At 65.7% G+C, this 19597-nt stretch carries 14 protein-coding genes and 1 tRNA gene; 4 read left to right on the forward strand and 11 right to left on the reverse strand.

Translation table 11 applies throughout. The features are described from left to right. Window positions 1–21: 21 nt before the first annotated feature. Both VPH47_RS13200 and VPH47_RS13205 read left to right on the forward strand, forming a co-directional pair. Window positions 22–2517: a TonB-dependent receptor gene (locus tag VPH47_RS13200; RefSeq protein WP_368851008.1), complete on the forward strand. Its 2496-nt coding sequence runs from the start codon at window positions 22–24 to the stop codon at window positions 2515–2517. After that, entirely contained in the window at window positions 2517–3623 is a 1107-nt protein-coding gene (locus VPH47_RS13205) for a YdcF family protein (protein WP_368851009.1), read from the forward strand. The genes VPH47_RS13200 and VPH47_RS13205 overlap by 1 nt, the downstream gene beginning before the upstream one ends. 17 nt (window positions 3624–3640) lie before the next feature. Here VPH47_RS13205 and VPH47_RS13210 read toward each other — a convergent pair whose 3' ends face one another. Continuing rightward, window positions 3641–5812: a TonB-dependent siderophore receptor gene (locus VPH47_RS13210; RefSeq protein ID WP_368851010.1), complete on the reverse strand. Its 2172-nt coding sequence runs from the start codon at window positions 5810–5812 to the stop codon at window positions 3641–3643. A gap of 111 nt (window positions 5813–5923) precedes the next feature. Then, entirely contained in the window at window positions 5924–6862 is a 939-nt protein-coding gene (locus tag VPH47_RS13215) for an AraC family transcriptional regulator (protein WP_049449569.1), read from the reverse strand. 139 nt (window positions 6863–7001) lie between these two features. On the opposite strand from VPH47_RS13215, the gene VPH47_RS13220 reads away from it, so the two are divergent. Further along, entirely contained in the window at window positions 7002–9332 is a 2331-nt protein-coding gene (locus VPH47_RS13220; protein ID WP_368851011.1) for a TonB-dependent receptor, read from the forward strand. 121 nt (window positions 9333–9453) lie between these two features. Continuing rightward, window positions 9454–9909 carry a DUF4189 domain-containing protein gene (locus VPH47_RS13225; RefSeq protein WP_368851012.1) on the forward strand — a complete coding sequence of 152 codons (456 nt, stop codon included), beginning with the start codon at window positions 9454–9456 and terminating at the stop codon, window positions 9907–9909. An 83-nt stretch (window positions 9910–9992) separates the two neighbouring features. On the opposite strand, the gene VPH47_RS13230 is transcribed toward VPH47_RS13225, so the two are convergent. The 9 genes from VPH47_RS13230 to hflX all read right to left on the reverse strand — a co-directional run bounded on the left by VPH47_RS13230 (window position 9993) and on the right by hflX (window position 19594). After that, window positions 9993–10085: transfer RNA gene (locus VPH47_RS13230), tRNA-Ser, on the reverse strand. 78 nt (window positions 10086–10163) lie between these two features. Next, entirely contained in the window at window positions 10164–10367 is a 204-nt protein-coding gene (csrA, locus tag VPH47_RS13235; RefSeq protein WP_004152909.1) for a carbon storage regulator CsrA, read from the reverse strand. A gap of 147 nt (window positions 10368–10514) precedes the next feature. Beyond that, entirely contained in the window at window positions 10515–13163 is a 2649-nt protein-coding gene (alaS, locus tag VPH47_RS13240; RefSeq protein ID WP_153855155.1) for an alanine--tRNA ligase, read from the reverse strand. A gap of 109 nt (window positions 13164–13272) precedes the next feature. Further along, window positions 13273–13764 carry a recombination regulator RecX gene (recX, locus tag VPH47_RS13245; protein WP_368851013.1) on the reverse strand — a complete coding sequence of 164 codons (492 nt, stop codon included), beginning with the start codon at window positions 13762–13764 and terminating at the stop codon, window positions 13273–13275. A 110-nt stretch (window positions 13765–13874) separates the two neighbouring features. After that, window positions 13875–14912, reverse strand: a complete 1038-nt coding sequence (recA, locus tag VPH47_RS13250) for a recombinase RecA (protein ID WP_010484252.1) — start codon at window positions 14910–14912, stop codon at window positions 13875–13877. A gap of 204 nt (window positions 14913–15116) precedes the next feature. Further along, window positions 15117–15752 carry a transcriptional repressor LexA gene (gene lexA / locus VPH47_RS13255; RefSeq protein WP_032128412.1) on the reverse strand — a complete coding sequence of 212 codons (636 nt, stop codon included), beginning with the start codon at window positions 15750–15752 and terminating at the stop codon, window positions 15117–15119. 197 nt (window positions 15753–15949) lie between these two features. Continuing rightward, a complete protein-coding gene (ubiB, locus tag VPH47_RS13260; protein WP_110714292.1) occupies window positions 15950–17632 on the reverse strand; it encodes a 2-polyprenylphenol 6-hydroxylase in 1683 nt (560 codons plus the stop codon). A 34-nt stretch (window positions 17633–17666) separates the two neighbouring features. After that, complete coding sequence (locus tag VPH47_RS13265; protein ID WP_368851014.1) at window positions 17667–18161, reverse strand: CinA family protein; 495 nt, start codon at window positions 18159–18161, stop codon at window positions 17667–17669. A 122-nt stretch (window positions 18162–18283) separates the two neighbouring features. Beyond that, entirely contained in the window at window positions 18284–19594 is a 1311-nt protein-coding gene (gene hflX / locus VPH47_RS13270; RefSeq protein WP_032128411.1) for a ribosome rescue GTPase HflX, read from the reverse strand. Window positions 19595–19597: the final 3 nt, after the last annotated feature.

The raw sequence follows: 19597 nt of genomic DNA on the forward strand, positions 1-19597 counted from the left end.
TCCCTGCATGGCCGCCCTCCGATGAACATCAGCCCCCTGGTCCTGGGCATCTCCCTGGCCCTGATCTCCCTGCACGGCAGCGCGTCTGCGCAGGACGCCCCCGTCCAGAACAAGGACAGCGCCGACGCTGCAACGCTGGATGCGGTGGTGGTCACCGGTGCGGCACGCACCCAGCGTCGCTTCGATGCGTCCTTCGCCGTCAATTCACTCAGCCGCGAAGACGTGCAGAAGCTCGCACCGAAAAGCTACGCCGACCTGCTCGGCTCGGTTCCCGGCATCCATGTCGAGGCCACCGGCGGCGAGGTGCAGAACATCACCCGGCTGCGTGGCATTCCCACTGATCGCGGCTTCATTGCCTTCCAGCAGGACGGCCTGCCGCTCTACCAGGAGCTGGATGGTCACTTCTTCAATTCCGGCGACGGCATGAACCGGTTCGACGTGATGAACCAGCGGGTAGAGATCGTACGTGGGGGCCCGGCGCCCATCTATGCCAGCAGCGGCGGCGCCATCGTCAACAACATCCTGGCCGAGGGCTCGGAAGAGACCCACGGCAAGGCGCAGCTGACCATCGGCGATACCGGGCTGTACCGCGGCGAGATGTACCAGTCCGGCGCGCTGGGCAAGGACACCTTCTACGCCGTCGGTGGCTTCCTGCGCCAGCACGATGGCTACCGCGACAACGGCTTCCCGAACGACAAGGGCGGGCAGATCCGCGGCAACATCAAGCACTACTTCGACGACACCAGCTGGTTCAAGGTCAGCGGCACCTTCGTTGACGACCACAATACGTTCTACCTGCCGATCCCGGTCGCCGACCCTCGCAATCCCAGCGTGTCGCTGGATCCCTACATCGACTACTTCGACGGCACACTGAACTCGCCGTCACTGCGCAGCGTCAACCTGAAATACCTCGATGGCGGCGGTGTCCTGCAGGGCATGAACCGCGACCTGGCCGATGGGCGGCACATGCGCTTCGGCAACATCGGCTTCCAGTACGAGAACACCGCCAGCGATTGGACGATCTCGCTGAAGACCGGCTACACCAAGGGCCGCAATACGTTCGACGCGCTGTACTCGACCACCAACCCGGTCGACGCACGCAGCTTCGCCAACAGCTACCTGGGCGCGGCCCGCAGCGCCTTCGGTGCCGGCGTCGCGCGGATGGGCTACGCGCTGGCCGGCAGCAACGGCGCCACTGCCTACGATCCCTACGCCGCCTCCGGCCTGGTGATCTCGGCGCAATACCGTGCCGCAGATTCGGACTTCTACTCCGGCCAAGCCGACTTCAGCGCGACACGGCTGTTTGAAACGGCCTGGGGCAGCCACGATCTGAACATCGGTGCGTACACCGCCTTCTTCGGCACCACGTCCTTCAGCCTGTACCAGGACATGCTGATGGAGATGCGCGGCAAGCCACGCCTGCTGGATCTGGTGGCCTACGGCAACGATGGCACGCCGCTGGGATATGTCACCGACAAGGGCACGCTGCGCTACACCACCACCCTCAATCGCGGCAAGGTCGACGCCCGCATGTTCGCGGTCTACGCCAATGACACGTGGACACTGACGGACCGCTTCAAGCTTGATGCCGGCATCCGCCATGAACGCTACCGCTACGAAGGCTATGCCGAGCAGACCGCCCAGGCCGACCTCGGCGATCGCAACACACTGGCCGACAACACCACGCGGCGGTTCACCGGCATCATCCAGGACCATCGCCTGAATCCGTCCGCCACCAACTGGACGGTCGGTGCGAACTTCGACTTCACCCCTGCGGTGGGCGCCTACGCCCGCGTGTCGCACATGGAGATCGTTCCCAACTCGTCGGTGGCGCGCTCGATCGATCCGACCATCGTGCAGACCCAGCTGGACCAGTACGAGCTGGGCCTGAAGGCGGCTTTTGGCCGGTCCTATCTGTACCTGACCGCGTTCTATACGAAGTTCGATCCACTCAACGCGTCCTTCGTTGCCTTCAATCCGACGACCGGCCGCAATGACCAGTCGGTGCCCTTCATCGGTACCGCCGTCTCCAAGGGCATCGAACTGGATGGCCTGTTCCGACCGCTGGACTGGTTCAGCATCGCCGGTTCGATCACGGTCAGCGATCCGCAGTACGACAGCCTGCAGAACGATTCCGGTGCCGATCCGGCGGCGGTCAATGGCAAGCAGATCGTTCGCGAACCCAAGCTCTACGGCAACCTGCGACCGACTTTCAGTTTCCAGCACGGCCAGGACCAGTTCGAGACCTGGCTGCGCTATGACGTAGTCGGCAAGTCCTACGTCGATCTATTCAACCAGACAGCGCTGCCTGCCTACCAGACCCTGGGCCTGGGCGTTTCATGGAAGCGCGGCAACTGGGGCGCACAGCTGGTGGGCGACAACCTGACCAATGAAAAGGGGCTCACCGAGGGCAACACCCGCACCGACGCCCTGGCCGGACAGGGTTCGGCCGAGGCAATCTATGGACGGCCGCTGTTCGGCCGCAACGTCCGCCTGATGGTCAGCAGGAGCTGGTGATGCATCGACGATTGAGCTTGTCCCTCGCCCTGCTTGCCACGGCAGCGCTGCCGCTTGCGGCGGCCGCTGACGACCGCGACAGCACGGCACTGGCCGGGCGCTTGTTTCCAACCCTGGTGCAGCTGAAGCACGACGCACTGCCCGCCCCTGCGCGCGCCCTCATGGTCGAACGCACGCAGCGCATGACTGGCTGCCGGACGGCGGCCTGCACACTCGAGGCGGCACACTGGACGCCGGCGCAGGCAGGCCTGCTGACCACCGCGGTTCCGGCGCGCGCCGATGCCATCGAAAGAGAGCTTGCGGGCCTCAACAACATCCTCTCCGTCTACGGCCACGGCCAGCCGCCCCGCTACGACGCCATCGACGGCCCGGTCGGTGCGGCGGGCAGCACGCGACTGGCCGGCGATGTTGCCATTGCCATGCAGATGAGCGAAGTGGACGCCAGCGCGGCCTACACCGCATTCGATCGCAGCATCGCGGTGGCGGTGGGCCTGCTCGATGCCAATGACCGCCTCGACGCGATCCGCTTCGAGCCCATCAACGCGGGAATGAACGCCGCGCCATTCGCGCGCGCGCGGCAGCTCGATTGGTCCGCGCATCCGTACACATCAATCATCGTGCTTGGGCAGGGCCCGGACGAGCTGACCACCCTGCTCAGCGCTGGCAGCAAGCTGCGCCTGAAGGCCGCTGCGCAGCGCTATGCGGCGGGCGATGCACCTTTCATCATCGTCTCCGGTGGCGCCGTGCATCCACGCGGCACCCGCAGCGTCGAAGCGGTGCAGATGCGCGAAGCGCTGATCGCGCGCTTCGGCATTCCCGCAGATGCGATCATCATCGAACCGTATGCCCGCCACACCACCACCAACCTGCGCAATGCAGCCCGGCTGCTGGCGGCCCTGCAGGCACCGCCGCGGCAACCGGCACTGGTGGTCAGCAGTCCGTCGCATATCGATTCGGTCGCCAGCAGCGGGTTCAGTGACCGCAACCGCCGTGAGCTGGGCTACGTTCCCGGCAAGGTCGGTTCACGCATTTCACCGTACGCGATCACCTTCGTGCCAGCGCCCGAATCACTTCGCATCGACCCGATGGATCCACTGGATCCCTGAACCTCGCCACTGCCGCCTCAATAGCCGACCTTCAGCGTGAACATCACGTTTCGCGGCGCGCCGTACCAGCCCTGGTTGTAGAAGCCGATCTGCGAGTAGTAGTGGCGGTCAAACAGGTTGTTGATGTTGACCGCCGCCGACACATTGGAACTGAACTGGTAGCGCGCCATCAGGTTCACCAGCGCGTAGCTGGGCTGCTCCACCGGCACCCGGCGATTCCCGGGCGCGGTGGCGGTCTGGTACATGCGGTTCTGCCAGTCCACGCCACCGCCGATCGTCAGCCGGTCCCAGGCACCCGGCAGCCGCCAGGTGGTGAACAGCTTGAACAGGCTGCGCGGCTTGGCAGTGTTGATCGCACGGCCCTGCGCGTCCTGCGCGATGAATGTGGTGAAGCTGGTGCCCAGGCTCCAGCCCGGCAGCGGCTCGCCGGCCAGTTCCAGCTCCAGGCCGTCCACGGTTGCGCCCTTCACCGCGCGGTAGGCCGCTTGTGTGCTGCCTTCAACCAACCCACCGGTGGCTTCGGCCAGGTTGTCCTGTTGGGTGCGGAACAATGCCGCCGACGCATTCAAGCGTTCCTGCAGCCAGCTGCCCTTGAGGCCCAGCTCGTAGCTGCGGCCGCTGACCGGGTCGAGGATCTGTCCGGATTCATTGCGGTTGTTCTGCGGCTTGAAGATGCCGGTGTAGCTGGCGTACACGCTGCTGTAGCCGTTGAGGTCCCAGACCACGCCTGCATACGGTACGAACTCGTTGCGGTAGCGGTACTTCCGCTTGGCGCCGAAGTAGACCTGATCGGTCTCCCAGTTGCTCAGGCGGGCACCGACGATCACGTGCAGCGGATCGGCCAGCGACAAGCGCGCCACCGCGTAGGCACCGCTCTGATGGTTGTCCAGGTCATCGGCCTGGGTCTTGCTGCTGGCCCACGTCGGCTCCGGCGTGCCCGGCCCGTGCCAGTCCAGATAGCTGGCCAACGGCGGCAGCGGCGCCAGCGCGCGGTACTGGCCGAGCGCGATCTCGTCACGCGAACGCGACCAGCCGATGGACGCCGTGTGCTGGCGGCCGAACAGCTGGAACGGACCGGTCAGGCTGGCGCTGATCGCTTCGCGGCGCACCGGACCGTCGTAGCGGGTGAAGCTGTTGCCAGTGGGCATCGCCCCGGTCACCGGATCGGGATAGCCGCCCCGGTAGAGATGCTTCATCTCCATGTCGGTATGCGAGCGGCTGTAGGACACGCGTGCCTGCCAGTCGTTACCGAAGCGGTGGTTGAAGTCGAAGAAGCCGTTGCGGGTATCGGTGGTCATCCGTGCCCACGGCGCGGTGGCCGATACCGAGCGGTCGAAGCGGGTACGCGTGCCGTCGGCGTTGAACAGCGCGAAGCCGCTGCCGAAGCCACGGTTGTCGCTGCCCTGGTAGGAGATACCGGCGATCAATCCGGTGTCCTCGCCCAGATCCACACTGACCACGCCGTAGAGTGTCCTTGCGGTGCTGTCCAGGCCAGCGGTGTAGCTGTCACCCTCTGCGTGCGCGGCCACCAGGCGACCACGCACGCGTCCTTCCCGGCTCAACGGGCTGGATACATCCGCCCACGCGCGCCGTGCGTCCCAGCTGCCGAGGCTGATGCCACCACTGGCAGCGAACTCGCGCAGCGGGCGCTTGCGCACATAGTTCACCGCCGCCGAGGGATTGCCGGCGCCGGTCATCAGGCCATTGGCACCGCGCACGATCTCGATGCGGTCGTACACCACCATGTCCAGATTGTTCTCGCCGAAGTTCCATGGCGACAACACCGGCATCACCACGCCATCGAACTGGTAGTTGTCGATGTCGAAGCCGCGTGCGGAAAACGAATAGCGGTTGGCGTCGCTGCGCGTGACCGAGATGCCGGGTGCGGTCGCCAGGGCATCGGCGGTGCTGAGCAGGCCACGGTCCTCGATCTGCTGGCGGGTGACCACGCTGACGGATTGCGGGGTCTGCCGCGAGGTCAGCGACAGTCCGGTCGCCGTGCCCATCGAATCGGTGGTGTACGAACGCGACGTTTCGGTGCTGCCATCAAGGTCGGCAGTGACCTGCACGGTCGGGAGCTGGGAAGGCGTTACGGACGGAGTGCGTTCGGCGGCGTGGGCAGCGTTGAACAGCGCCAGGGTCGTGCCGATGGCGCTAGCCAGGGCACACGGGCGGAAACAGGCAGGCATGGGAGATCCAGCGGGAAGGAAAGGCTGGATGAGAATTATTGTCATTTGAGCGTGAGCACACGTATGCGCGGACGCAGCAGGCGTATGCGCACTGCCGACGATGGCCCGGACTCAGCGAAGCTCGCTGGGTGCGATGCCGTAGCGCGCGCGGAATGCGGTCGCGAAATTGGTGGCGTGCCGGTAGCCGACGAAATGCGCGGCCTGCTGCACGCTGCAGCCCTGCCGCAGCTGCTCGCAGGCCAACTGCAGGCGCCGCTCGCGCAGCCAGGCGAACACCGAACACCGGTGCACCTGCTGGAACTTCAGCCGCAGGCTGCTCGAGCTCATGCAGGCCAGGCGCGCCAGATCCTCCAGGCTGTGGTCGGCGGCCGGCGCCGCCTGCAGGCAGTCGATCACCCGCTGCAGCATGCGGCGATCACGTGCTGAAACGCGCAGGTCGGGCGATGCCTCCGGTGCCGGCGCGCCCAGCGCAATGGCCAGCATCTGCAGGCCAATGCCTTCGCACAAAAGTGCATGCATTGCGCCCTGCCAGGTGCCCGACAACACCTGGTCGGCGGCGTGCTCGAGATGCCCGGGCACCTGCCAGCTGCGCAGCTGCTGGCCACCGCTGCGATGCGCGGCGGATAGCAGTTCGGTGATGATCGGATCGTCCAGCTCAGCCGGTGCGTCCAGCGAGACATTCAGGCTGCGCATCCGTTGGCCCGCTGGGTGTATCGCGGTCATCGGCGTAGCGTCGGCCCGCACCATCGCGCCAGCGCCCGGACCCATGCCGATCACCGCCTGCCCCGCCAGGCGCGCACCTGCGCGGCCCTCCAGCATCACGATTGCCGAGAAGGCAGGCGGCGACTCGGAGGTGGCCTCGAACGGCTGGCGTGCGATCACGTCCGACAGCGCCAGATGGACGCCCGGACGCAGGCGACGCTGCTCGACCCTGCCCTGCACCACGCAATCCTCGCCCGACAGATCGGAAGCCGCCCGCGCAGGCAGCCGATAGCGGAAGCCGCTGCTGCGGCCCAGGCGGTCGAGGTCGGCCAGGGTGAGGCTGTGCATGGTGCGCCCGTGAAGAATCACCCGCCATTCTCATATGAGAATCGTTCTCATATCCAGTCCCGATGGCAAGGCCCAATCCGCCCTTGTCGATACAAATAGTTACGTTATAACATTTCACATCAACTTCACGGATCGTGTCATGCGCCGCCATCTCCTTGCTGCAGCCATTCTGTTCGCCGTCCACACCGCCCAGGCCGCGAACGAACCCACCCTCCCCACCCTCCAGGTCCAGGCCTCCCAACCCTCGCGCATCGACAGCCGGGTCACCGTCGACAATCCGCAGGCACAGAACCGCACCCTCGGCGGCCTGCTCGAACACGTCTCCGGTGTGCAGAGCAGCGCCTTCGGGCCGAACGCGGGCGCCCCGGTCATCCGCAGCCTCAGCGGCAACCGTGTGCAGATCCTGCAGGACGGCCAGTCGATTCTGGGCATGAACGCGATCAGCGGCGACATCAACATCCCGTTCGATCCGCTGTTCGTACGCAGTGTCACCGTCAACAAGTCTTCCGACACCGTGCGCTACGGCGGCAATGCGATCGGTGGCAGCGTGGAGATCGACTCGGGCCTGATCTCGCGCAGCATGGAAGACAAGGACCAGTCGATGGAACTGGTCCTGCGCAAGGGCTTCAACGCGGCCGACGCGCAGGGCTTCCGCATGAACTTCAACAACCAGCGCAACGTGTCCACCAACCTGCAGGTGTCGCGACAGCGGATCTCGCACTACGACATCCCCGGCAACAGCAAGGCCAGCGTCTGCAACACCAGGTTGTTCCCGGCCGGCGGGGGCGTCAATTCGGCACTGGCCGACGCCTGCCAGAAAGAGGCGCGCGTCCAGCAGCTCTACAACAAGGCCTCTCAGCCGTACATCGACCAGTTCATGACCGAGAACCCGGACTGGGCCGATGGTGATTTCTCCTTCTACACCAACAATCCGACGTCGGTCTGGCAGCGCCGCACCTACATCAATCCGGTCAACCCGGCCTACGTGCCCGGCACGCCGTCGTATGTGCAGAAGCAGATCAACAACGATGTGACGCCCGACTACCATCACCGGCTGGGCAACAGCTATGCGCGCAACAGTCAGGTGGCCTTCGGCTCGACCCTGTTCTTCGACCGTGGCTACGTGGGTGTCAGCATTGATGCCAAGGACAGCGAGTACGGCGTTCCAGGCTTCTCGATGCAGAACCTGTCGTTCGGTTCCAACTATGCCGATGGCCTGCCGGTGGGCGTGGTGATCAAGCAACAGCGCTACGCGCTGGAAGCCCTGCTGCGTGATCCACTGCCGTGGTTCGAGCGCGCGGAACTCCGCGTTTCCAAGCTGGACAACACCTCAGGCGAGCGGCTGGGCGCCACCAAGGCCAACGACTACGATTTCGAGAGCACCCAGGCCGAGCTGCTGCTCAGCCATCAACGCATCGGCGCGCTCAGCGGCCTGCTCGGTTTCAGCCATCAGTCGCGTGATGTCACCGGCAGTGGTTCTCAGCGCTACCTGCCGGACGTGGACACCCGCAGCAATGCGGTGTTCCTGAAGGAAACGCTCGACTTCGGCTGGGCTACCTTCGATGCCGGCGTGCGTCACGAGCGCATCGACCACAAGCTGCAGCCCAGCCGCTTCAAGACCGCGCGCAATGCCGCCAACACCAAACTGCAGGACCGTGACTACCGGCTCAACAGCTACAGCCTGGGATCGTATGTCGAGCTCGGACCGTTGTTCGCGGCCAAGGTGCGCTACTCGTCCTCGCAGCGCGCACCGGAGATCAACGAGCTGTATGCGAGCAATGCTCACTATTCGGTGATGACCCAGGAAGAAGGCAACCAGAATCTGGAACCGGAACGCGCGAAGAACCTGGAACTGACCGGCCTGTTCCACCTCGGTGGTTTCGAGCTGTCCGCCACCGCGTACCGGATGCGGTACGAGAACTACCTCTACCTCGGCTACTCCGGCCTGCAGACCGCCAACCGCCTGCCACTGAAGTACTGGAAGCAGACCGACACCACGGTGAAGGGCTTCGAGATCGATGCTTCGCAGGCGTTGGACCTGGGCCGCTTCGGCACGTTGAATGTGTCCGCCTTCGCCGACCTGGTGAAGAACAAGGCCGACCGCCCCGATTCGCTGCGTGCCCACAATGACGGCGAGTACCTGCCGAACATGCCGACCAACCGCTACGGTGCCAACCTGCAATGGCAGCGCGAGGGCTGGAAGGCGCAGCTGTCCAGCACCTACTACGACACGCAGAAGTACCTCGGCCGCAACGTGAGCGAGGAAGTGCCGCTGGATGCGTTCAACCTGGTCGACCTGCAGGTCAGTCGCGAACTGCCGGTACGCAACAGCTACATCGCCGGCGTGGAGGTGTTCGTCAACGGCAGCAACCTGCTCAATGAAGAAGCACGGCCGCACAATTCGCCGTTGAAGTACATCGCACCGTTGCCGGGGCGAGGCTTCCAGGTGGGTGTGACGGTGAAGCTCTGACAACCGGATGCATCGGTACACGCCTGCAGGCAGACGGCCTGCAGGCGTCGTCCATCGCCCCCCCTGCGTGGTTGCGCCACGCTCCCCGGTTGATTCACCATCGGCAGAAAAGGAGAGCGTGATGAACTGGAAGCATGCAGTTTCACTGGCGCTGTTGTTGCCCGTTTCATCAGGCGCAAGTGCTGCGTCTGCGATCACCTACGACGAGGATGGCCGCTACGGCTATTCGATGAACCAATCTTCCCTCACCACTGCGATGCAGCAGTCGCTGCACTACTGCGCAGCGCGATCGCGCAATTGCGGTCAGTCCGCCAGCACCAGCAGCGAAGGCTATTCGGCCATAGCGACCGGCACGATTGCGTTGGGCTTTGCTCTGGGTGAGAAGACCGCGGACGCCGCGCAGCGGAAGGCCGAAAGAATGTGCAGGGAACGTGCCAACGACTGCACGCTTGCCTTGCTGTGGCGGGAAACCCCACCTCGCTATCTTGAACCGCCACAGCTGCCCGGTGCGCCCGCTCCGGCACCAGCGGCGACGCCCGCGCCAGTGCCTGCCACCCGTACGGATCAGCCAGGATAGGCAGCCCACGCCGGCTGCACTTTCGAGTGTCGGATAAAGAAAAACGCCTGCAGATCGAGGATCTGCAGGCGTTTCTTTGTATCTGGCGGAGTGAGAGGGATTCGAACCCTCGATAGAGCTTTTGACCCTATACTCCCTTAGCAGGGGAGCCCCTTCGGCCACTCGGGCATCACTCCGGGGTTTTCTCCGCGTCTGGTGCGTTGCACCTCAGCGGGGCGTGAATCATAACGTTAATCGAGTGCGAAGGTAAAGCGTTATTCGGCAGAATTTTCGCTACCGGTGCCACCGGCTTCGTCACCACGCTGGATGCGCTGATAGATCTCTTCGCGATGCACAGCGACGTCCTTCGGCGCGGTGATGCCGATACGCACCTGGTTACCCTTGACGCCAAGCACGGTGACGCTCACCGAGTCTCCGATCATCAGGGTTTCGCCGACGCGGCGAGTCAGGATCAACATTTTTGTAAGTCTCCATGGAACCGTGTGGAAGGGTATCCCCCACCGGCTTGACGCTCCGTCAAGAAGCGCTACCACGACAAAGGGAAAAGATTCGCAATGGTACCGTCAGCCGTCCCGCTCCTACAAGGAGGGGGACGGCCAGGTTCATCACAGGCGGGGGCTGACCCATTCGACGACTGCAGCCAGCGCAGTGGCAAGGGCGGGCCCGTCCTCGCCACCACCCTGGGCGAGGTCCGGGCGTCCGCCGCCCTTGCCCCCGATCTGACCGGCGATATGGGACAACAGTTCCCCGGCCTTGACCTTGCCCATTGCGCTGCCGTTCACACCCGCGACCAGGGCGGCCTTGCCGTCCTGGGCGCCGGCCAGCACGATCACCGCATCGCCCAGCTGCTGCTTCAGGCGGTCCATGGCGTCACGCAGGGCCTTGGCATCGAAGCCCTCCAGGCGGGCAGCCAGCACCTTCACGCCGGCAACCTCGACCGCCTGGCCGGACAGATCGGCCGTGGCACCGGCGGCAACCTTGGCCTTCACGGCTTCCAGTTCGCGCTCCAGCTGCTTCTGGCGCTGGCCGAGGGCACGGATCTTCTCGACCACGTCGGCAGCGCTGCCGCCGAGCAGTTCGGCGGCTTCGGCCAGGCGAGCCTCTTCGGCGTCCACGTAGTCCAGGGCGCCCTGGCCGGTGACCGCTTCGATACGGCGCACGCCAGCGGACACACCGCCCTCGGAGGTGATCTTGAACAGGCCGATGTCGCCGGTGCGGTTGACGTGGGTACCGCCGCACAGCTCGGTGGAGTAGTCACCCATCTTCAGCACGCGCACGTGTTCGCCGTACTTCTCGCCGAACAGGGCCATCGCGCCGAAGTCCAGCGCTTCCTGCATGGCCATGGTGTGCACTTCGGCGGCGTTGTTGGCGCGCACCTGCTGGTTGACCTTGCGTTCGATCACCGCCAGCTCTTCCGCACTGATCGGCTGGAAGTGCGAGAAGTCGAAACGCAGGCGGTCCGGCGCGACCAGCGAGCCCTTCTGCTGCACGTGGGTGCCGAGCACTTCGCGCAGGGCCGCGTGCAGCAGGTGGGTGGCGGAGTGGTTGAGGATGGTGGCGCCACGGCGCTCGCCATCGACCTGGCCGGACAGCACATCACCGACCTTCAGGCCGCCTTCGGACAGGGTGCCGACGTGGCCATGGAACTGGCCGGCGAACTTCTGGGTGTCTTCCACCACCAGGCGCACGCCGTTGCCGGTGAGCACGCCGGTGTCGCCGACCTGGCCGCCGGACTCGGCGTAGAACGGAGTCTGGTTGGTGATCACGATGACCGCATCACCGGCATCGGCCGACTGCACCGGACGACCGTCCTTGAGCAGGGCCAGCACGGTCAGGCCGTCGGCCTGCAGGCGGTCATACCCCAGGAACACGGTCGGGCTGAGGGTCGCCACCAGCTCGGCCGGCAGCGTCACGCCGCCACCGAACTTGCCGGCCGCGCGCGCGGTCTCGCGCTGCTGCTCCATCGCGGCGTCGAAGCCGGCAATGTCGACGGTCAGGTCGCGCTCGCGGGCGATGTCCTGGGTCAGGTCGAGCGGGAAGCCATAGGTGTCGTACAGGCGGAACGCGTCAACACCCGGGATCACGCCATTGCTGGCCTTGCCGGCCACGTCCTCGAAGATCTTCATGCCGGCATCGAGGGTTTCAGCGAAACGCTCTTCCTCGGCCTGCAGCGCACGGGTGACGGTATCCACCGCCGCTGGCAGCTCCGGGTAGGCCTCGCCCATCTGCTCGACCAGGGTCGGCACCAGCTTGCTGAAGAACGGCTGGCGCACGCCCAGCATCCAACCGTGGCGCAGGGCGCGGCGGATGATACGGCGCAGCACGTAGCCGCGGCCTTCGTTGGACGGCAGCACGCCGTCGACGATCAGGAACGAGCAGGCACGGATGTGGTCGGCGATCACGCGCAGCGACTTGTTTTCCAGGTCGGCGGTGCCGGTCAGTTCGCTGGCCTTGCGGATCAGCGCCTGGAACAGGTCGATCTCGTAGTTGGTGTGCACATGCTGCAGGATCGCCGCCAGGCGCTCCAGGCCCATGCCGGTATCCACGCACGGCGCCGGCAGTGGCACCAGGGTGCCATCCGGCTGCCGGTCGAACTGCATGAACACCAGGTTCCAGATTTCGATGAAGCGGTCGCCGTCCTCGTCCGGGGAGCCCGGGGGGCCGCCGGCGATATGGTCACCGTGGTCGTAGAAAATCTCGGTGCACGGGCCGCACGGACCGGTGTCGGCCATCTGCCAGAAATTGTCCGAAGCGAACGGTGCGCCCTTGTTGTCGCCGATGCGCACGATGCGCTCTTCCGGCACGCCGACCATGTCGCGCCACAGTGCGTACGCTTCGTCATCGGTCTGGTAGACGGTGACCAGCAGGCGCTCGGCCGGCAGCTTCCAGACCTGGGTCAGCAGTTCCCAGGCCCAGGCGATCGCATCCTTCTTGAAGTAGTCGCCGAACGACCAGTTGCCCAGCATTTCGAAGAAGGTGTGGTGGCGTGCGGTGTAGCCGACCTGGTCGAGGTCGTTGTGTTTGCCGCCCGCGCGCAGGCAGCGCTGCACGTCGGCCGCGCGCACGTAGCTGCGCTTCTCCGCGCCAAGGAACACGTCCTTGAACTGCACCATGCCGGAGTTGGTGAACAGCAGGGTCGGATCATTGCCCGGCACCAGCGGCGCCGACGGCACGATGGTGTGGCCTTTGCCCTTGAAGAATTCAAGGAAGTCGCTGCGGATCTGGGAAGTCGTGAATTTGGCGGATGCGTTCATTGGGGGCTGGCAGTCTGCGGGCCGGCGGGCCCGGACCACCGGCCGCGTTGGCCAGGGTCGCGAGGGACCGCCGAAAACCTAAAGGGTATCAGGCCCGGCGCCGCCAGTCTCAGTCATCCGGGTCGTAGCGGGTCGCACGGCGGATGCTGTCGCCGTCGAAGCCCCGCCGGGCCAGCAGATCGGCGGCCTTGCGACGCTGCGTCAGGTCCTGCGGACCCGCCTCGCCGAAGCGTCGGCGGACCAGATCACGGGCATTTTCCTGCCAGTCGCCTTCATAGCTGTCCATCGCCGCCGCAATCGCGGCGTTGTCCAGTCCGTGGGTACCGAGTTCGGCACGGACATGGATCGGGCCATAACCGGTGTTGGCGCGCATCCGCACCAGGTTCTCGGCGAAACGGGTGTCGTCCTGCCAGCCAGCTTCGGTCAGCTTGGCGACAGCCGCCTGGGCGGCTTCATCTTCGATGCCACGTGCGGTCAGCTTGCGGGTGAGTTCCTTGCGCGAGTGCTCGCGGCGGACCAGCAGGCCCAGAGCGCGTTGCACGGGCGTCTGCTCGCGCGGCCGGCGCTTGCGGCCAGTGGGAATGTCGTCGGCGTCGGACATCGGTGCTCCAAGGGTGGCGCCATCCGTGGCGCCCTGCCCATCCCTGGGCGATTCGAACCTGCGGGACAGGGCGACGTCACTGACGGCGCCGCCCTGCCCCACAGCAAGCCTTATTCGTCGTCGCCTTCGTCGTCGCCTTCCTCACGGCTGGCTTCGGTCGGCTGGAACTTCTCGCGCAGCTCGGCTTCAAGCTTGGCAGCGACCGTCGGGTTGTCGCGCAGGTAGCCACGGGCGTTGTCCTTGCCCTGGCCGATGCGCTCCTCACCGTAGCTGTACCAGGCGCCGGCCTTCTCGACCAGCTTGGCGTCCACACCCATGTCGATCAGCTCGCCCTCGCGGCTGATGCCTTCGCCGTACAGGATCTCGGTGATGACCTGCTTGAACGGAGGCGCCAGCTTGTTCTTGACGACCTTGATCTTGGTCTGGTTGCCGATGATCTCGTCGCCCTTCTTGATCGCGCCGATGCGGCGGATGTCCAGGCGCACCGAGGCGTAGAACTTCAGCGCGTTGCCGCCGGTGGTGGTTTCCGGGCTCTGGCCCGGCATCATCACACCGATCTTCATGCGCAGCTGGTTGATGAAGACCACCAGGGTGTTGGAGCGCTTGATGTTGCCGGTCAGCTTGCGCAGCGCCTGGCTCATCAGGCGGGCCTGCAGGCCCGGCAGCTGATCGCCCATCTCGCCTTCGATTTCGGCCTTCGGGGTCAGCGCGGCGACCGAGTCGATCACCAGGATGTCCACCGAACCCGAACGGACGAGCATGTCGGCGATTTCCAGCGCCTGCTCGCCGGTATCCGGCTGCGACAGCAGCAGGTCATCCACGTTCACGCCCAGCTTGGCGGCGTAGATCGGGTCCAGCGCGTGCTCGGCGTCGATGAAGGCCGCGGTGCCGCCCATCTTCTGGCATTCGGCGATGGCCTGCAGGGTCAAGGTGGTCTTGCCCGAGGATTCCGGCCCGTAGATTTCAACGACACGGCCCTTCGGCAGACCACCAATGCCCAGCGCGATGTCGAGCATCAGCGAACCGGTCGGGATGGCTTCGACGGGTTCGACCACGCGGTCGCCCATGCGCATCACCGAGCCCTTGCCGAACTGCTTTTCGATCTGGCCCAGAGCTGCAGCGAGGGCGCGCTTCTTGTTCTCGTCCATCGGATTGGTCCTTGCAGAGGTCGTGTCGTTGGAGGTGCTGTCTTTGGGGGTCTTCTTTGCCATGGGTTCACTTTAAGTCGGACGTATCGCACAGGCTGAGATTCTGCCCGGCGCTCTGAAAAGAATTATCGGACATCCGTACCAACCTCAGTGGAACCAGAGAATCGCCACAAAAGACCGCGGGGTAATGCGCTATGGAACGGGTCAACGGTTGGGCCGCAGCAGGCCGCAATAGAGGCCCTCGATCGAGAAGTCCTGATCCGGCAGCACCTCGATCGGCTTGTAGTCGGGGTTGCGCGGCAGCAGGCGGATACGATCCTTGGCGATCTTCAGCAGCTTGACGGTAATCTCGTCATCGATGCGGGCCACCACGATCTGTCCGGAATGAGCATCGCGGGTGCGGTGCACACCGATCAGGTCACCGTCGAAGATGCCCTCGTCGATCATCGAATCGCCCTGCACCTTCAACAGGTAATCCGGTGCCGGCGAGAAGAACACCCGGTCCAGCACCACGAAGTCGTCCGAGCCGATATCGGCACCGATCGGCAGGCCGGCTGCGACACGGCCCAATACCGGCAGGCGCAGGACGCTGTCGGGCAGGCCCGGCTCGGCCAGCTTCTCGACCGGTGGCGCCTGCACCAGGCGGATGCCGCGGGCCTGGCCCGGGATGCGACGGATCGCACCGGCCTGCTCCAGGGCTTCCAGGTGGTACTGGGCCGCGCGCACGCCCTTGAAGCCAAACGCACGTGCGATTTCAGTCTGCGACGGCGGCGCGCCTTCGCTCTCGATACGCTCGGCGATCAACTGCAGGATCGCCTGCTGGGTGTCGGTCAGGTCCATGGTTAGTAGTATTACTACTAATGAGCGGGACTGCAAGTGCCGCGGGCTACACGGCGGCATCTATAGTGCCGAGCCATGCTTCGGGCTTGGCTGGCAGAGACAACGCCGAGAGCAGAAGCAGCCGACCAGCGGTCGGCTCTACAGGAATCGCGCAGCGATTCCGCGGTTCCCGTTGGGAACCGCTGCGGTAAACACACTCAGGTGTGTTTGCCGCTTCTCCAGATCGAGAACAGGATCCAGACGCCGCAGAAGCCGGCGCCGATGAAGCCGCACACGCCCAGTGCCAGCAGCCAACGGCTGGAGACGCCGCCAACGCTGTGCATCACGATCGACGAGCCGATGATCAATGCGGCGGTGACGATGCCCATCACCAGCCGGTTCGCCGCACGGTTCACCTGCTCGCCGAAGCCCTGCAGCGCCGTGGTTTCCACCTTCAGCTGCAGGCGCCCACGGCGGGCGGCCTGGACCAGCTTGCGCAGGTCGCGTGGCAGTTCACCGGCGAAGTCGACCAGACCCAGCAGGCTGCGGCGGCCGCGCTTGAGCAGGGCCTTGGGCGCATAGCGCTGCAGCACCACCCGTTCCAGGAACGGGCGCGCGGCACTGGCCATGTCGAAATCCGGGTCCAGCTGCCGCCCCATGCCTTCCAGGGTCAGGAACGCCTTGATCATCAGCGCCAGGTCGGCCGGCAGGGTCAGGCTGTAGCTGCGCAGCAGCTGGGTGATGTCGCCCAGCATCAGACCGATGCGCAGGTCCTTCAGCGGCACGCCACGGTACTGGTCGACGAACTGGCTGATGTCGTGCTGCAGCCGGTTCTCGTCCACTTCCACGCCGCCGGCCCAGTCCAGCAGCACGTCGGCCACACCCTGCGGGTCCTGCTCGACCAGCCCGTGCAGCAGCTGCGCGACCTGGAAGCGCCGCACTTCCGACAAGGCACCGACCATGCCGAAATCGATCACACCAATGCGGCCGTCACGCAGGTAGATGATGTTGCCGGGGTGCGGGTCGGCATGGAAGCTGCCGTCCTCCAGCACCATCTTCAGCACGATGTCGGCTCCACGCCGCGCCAGTTCGCGCCGGTCCAGCCCGGCCGCATCGACGCCGGCCAGGTCACGCCCTGGAATGCCGTCGACGAAGTCCTGCACGTTGAGGCTTTCGCAGGTCCACTGCCAGTGCACGTCGGGAATCAGGATGTCGTCGCGGCCTTTGAAGTTGCGCGCGATGCGCTCGGCATTGCGGCATTCGGCGGCGAAATCCAGCTCGCGACGCAGCGACACGGTGAACTGCTGCACCACCTCGGCCGGGCGATAGCGGCGCAGGTCCGGCAGGCGCGCCTCGACGATCTCCGCCAAGCGGGCCAGCAGCCGCAGGTCGGCCTCGACCACATCGCGGATGCCGGGGCGACGCACCTTCAGCACCACCTCGCGACCGTCATGCAGGCGGGCGCGGTGGGCCTGCGCCAACGAGGCGGCGGCCATCGGGGTTTCATCGAGGAAGGCGAACACTTCTGAAGGCGATGCGCCAAGGTCGGCCTCAAGCTGCTCGCGGATATCCGCGTACGGCAGCGCCGGCACTGCGTTCTGCAGTTCAGAGAGCTCGGCGATCCATTCCGGCGGCAGCAGGTCGACGCGCGTCGCCAGTACCTGGCCGAGCTTGACGAAGGTCGGGCCGAGATCCTGCATCGCGCTGCGCACGCGCACCGGCGCGGTCATCCGCAACAGTTCCTGCCGCTCCTCGTTCCAGTGCAGCAGGCGCCCTGCCCGCTCCAGCGTGCTGGCCAAGCCGATGCGCCGCACCACGTCGCCGAAGCCATAGCGGATCAGGACGACGGCGATTTCCTGCAGTCGGCCCAGGTCACGGACCGTGCCCAGCGTTTCCCACATCATGCGTGCTCCGGACGATTACCGGAGCAGCATGTCACAGCTGGGCGTCGATACCGCGCAATGCCGCCGCCACGGTTTGCCGGCGGACGGCTTCGCGGTCGCCGTCGAACTGGAAGAGTTCGGCACGGGCGTAGCCACCGCGGCGCTTCCAGCCAATCCAGACGCTGCCGACAGGCTTGTCCGGGCTGCCGCCACCAGGACCGGCGATGCCGGTCACCGCCACGGCGATACCGGCGCCGGAATTGACCAGCGCACCGGACACCATTTCCAGCACGGTTTCGCGGCTGACCGCGCCGAACTGCTCCAGCGTCTGCGCACGCACGCCCAGCAGGCGCTGCTTGGCCTCGTAGCTGTAGACCACCATGCCGCAGTCGAAGAACGCCGAGGAACCGGCGATGTCGGTCATGCACTTGGCGATCCAGCCACCACTGCAGCTTTCAGCGGTCACCAGCTGCAGCGAAGCCTGCTGCAGGCGCTGCCCGAGCGCGGCGGACTGGGCGTTGAGTTCAGCATCGGTGGGAATGGACATCGGCATGACGGTGGGGTGAAGAACCTGCACGTTGTACCGCAGATGACAGCTGGATGTCGCGCCCCTCCGGCACGGTTGCGCTGCCGGCCAGCGGCCGGCACTACCGGGCATGGGCCGCTACCTCACCACTCCGGCAGTTTCTCCGGCAGCAGCGCCCGGATCGGCGCGCCGTCGGCACTGGCAGCCAGTTTTTCGGCTTCGGCAATCGGCAGGTCGACCTGCAGCAGCCAGCCGTCTTCGTCGGCCTGCTCGCTGCGGATCACTTCCAGCTGGTGCAGGCGCGCACGCAGGCGGCCGGCATCCGGCGGCAGGCGCAGTTCGCCGGTGACATGCTGCAGGCCCAGGCGCTTGCCCAGCACCGCCTGCAGCAGCTCCAGGCCCTGCCCGTCACGCGCGGAAATCCACACCCGTTCCCGGCGCGACTCATCCGGGATACCGTCCTGGCCATCGTGGCGGACGTCGGCACCTTCGATGCGGTCGATCTTGTTGAACACCAGCAGCTGCGGCAGGTCACCGGCACCGACCGCGGTCAGCACCTCGTCCACCTGGGCGATGCGCTCCTCGCGGTGCGGATCGGCAGCGTCGACCACATGCAGCAGGAAATCGGCCTCGCGCGCCTCGGACAGGGTCGAGCGGAACGCAGCGACCAGGTCATGCGGCAGATCGCGGACGAAGCCGACGGTGTCGGCCAGCACCACGTTGCCGCCCGGCACCGCGATGCGGCGCACGGTCGGGTCCAGCGTGGCAAACAGCTGGTCGGCGGCATAAGCCTCGGCGCCGGTCATGGCGTTGAACAGGGTCGACTTGCCGGCGTTGGTGTAGCCCACCAGGGCGACACGCGGCAGCTCGCTGCGCACGCGCGCACGGCGCATCTGGGTGCGCTGCACCTCGACCTTTTCCAGGCGCTTCTGCAGCTGCTCGACCCGCTTCTGCAACAGGCGGCGGTCGGTTTCCAGCTGGGTTTCACCCGGGCCACGCAGGCCGATCGAACCACCGCGCTGGCGCTCCAGGTGGGTCCAGCCGCGCACCAGCCGCGTGGCCAGGTGACGCAGCTGTGCCAGCTCAACCTGCAGCTTGCCCTCGTGGCTGTGCGCACGCTGGGCGAAGATGTCCAGGATCAGGCCGGTTCGGTCGATCACCCGGCGCTCGAGGAAGCGTTCCAGGTTGCGCTCCTGGCCCGGGCTCAACGCATGGTTGACCAGGATCAGGTCGGCACCGCTGGCGTCGGCCGCGGCCTTGATCTCGTCCAGCTTGCCGCTGCCGATCAGGGTCGACGGATTTGGACGATCCAGGCGCGCGGTGATCGTCGCGGCGATGCTGGCCCCAGCCGAGCGGGCCAGATCACCGAACTCTTCAAGCACATCGTCTTCCAGCTTGCCGAAATGGGGCTGGATCAACAGGGCGTGTTCACCCTTTTTCGAGCGGTCAAACATTCA

The organism is Stenotrophomonas sp. WED208, from assembly GCF_040984485.1.
Lineage (GTDB): Bacteria > Pseudomonadota > Gammaproteobacteria > Xanthomonadales > Xanthomonadaceae > Stenotrophomonas > Stenotrophomonas riyadhensis.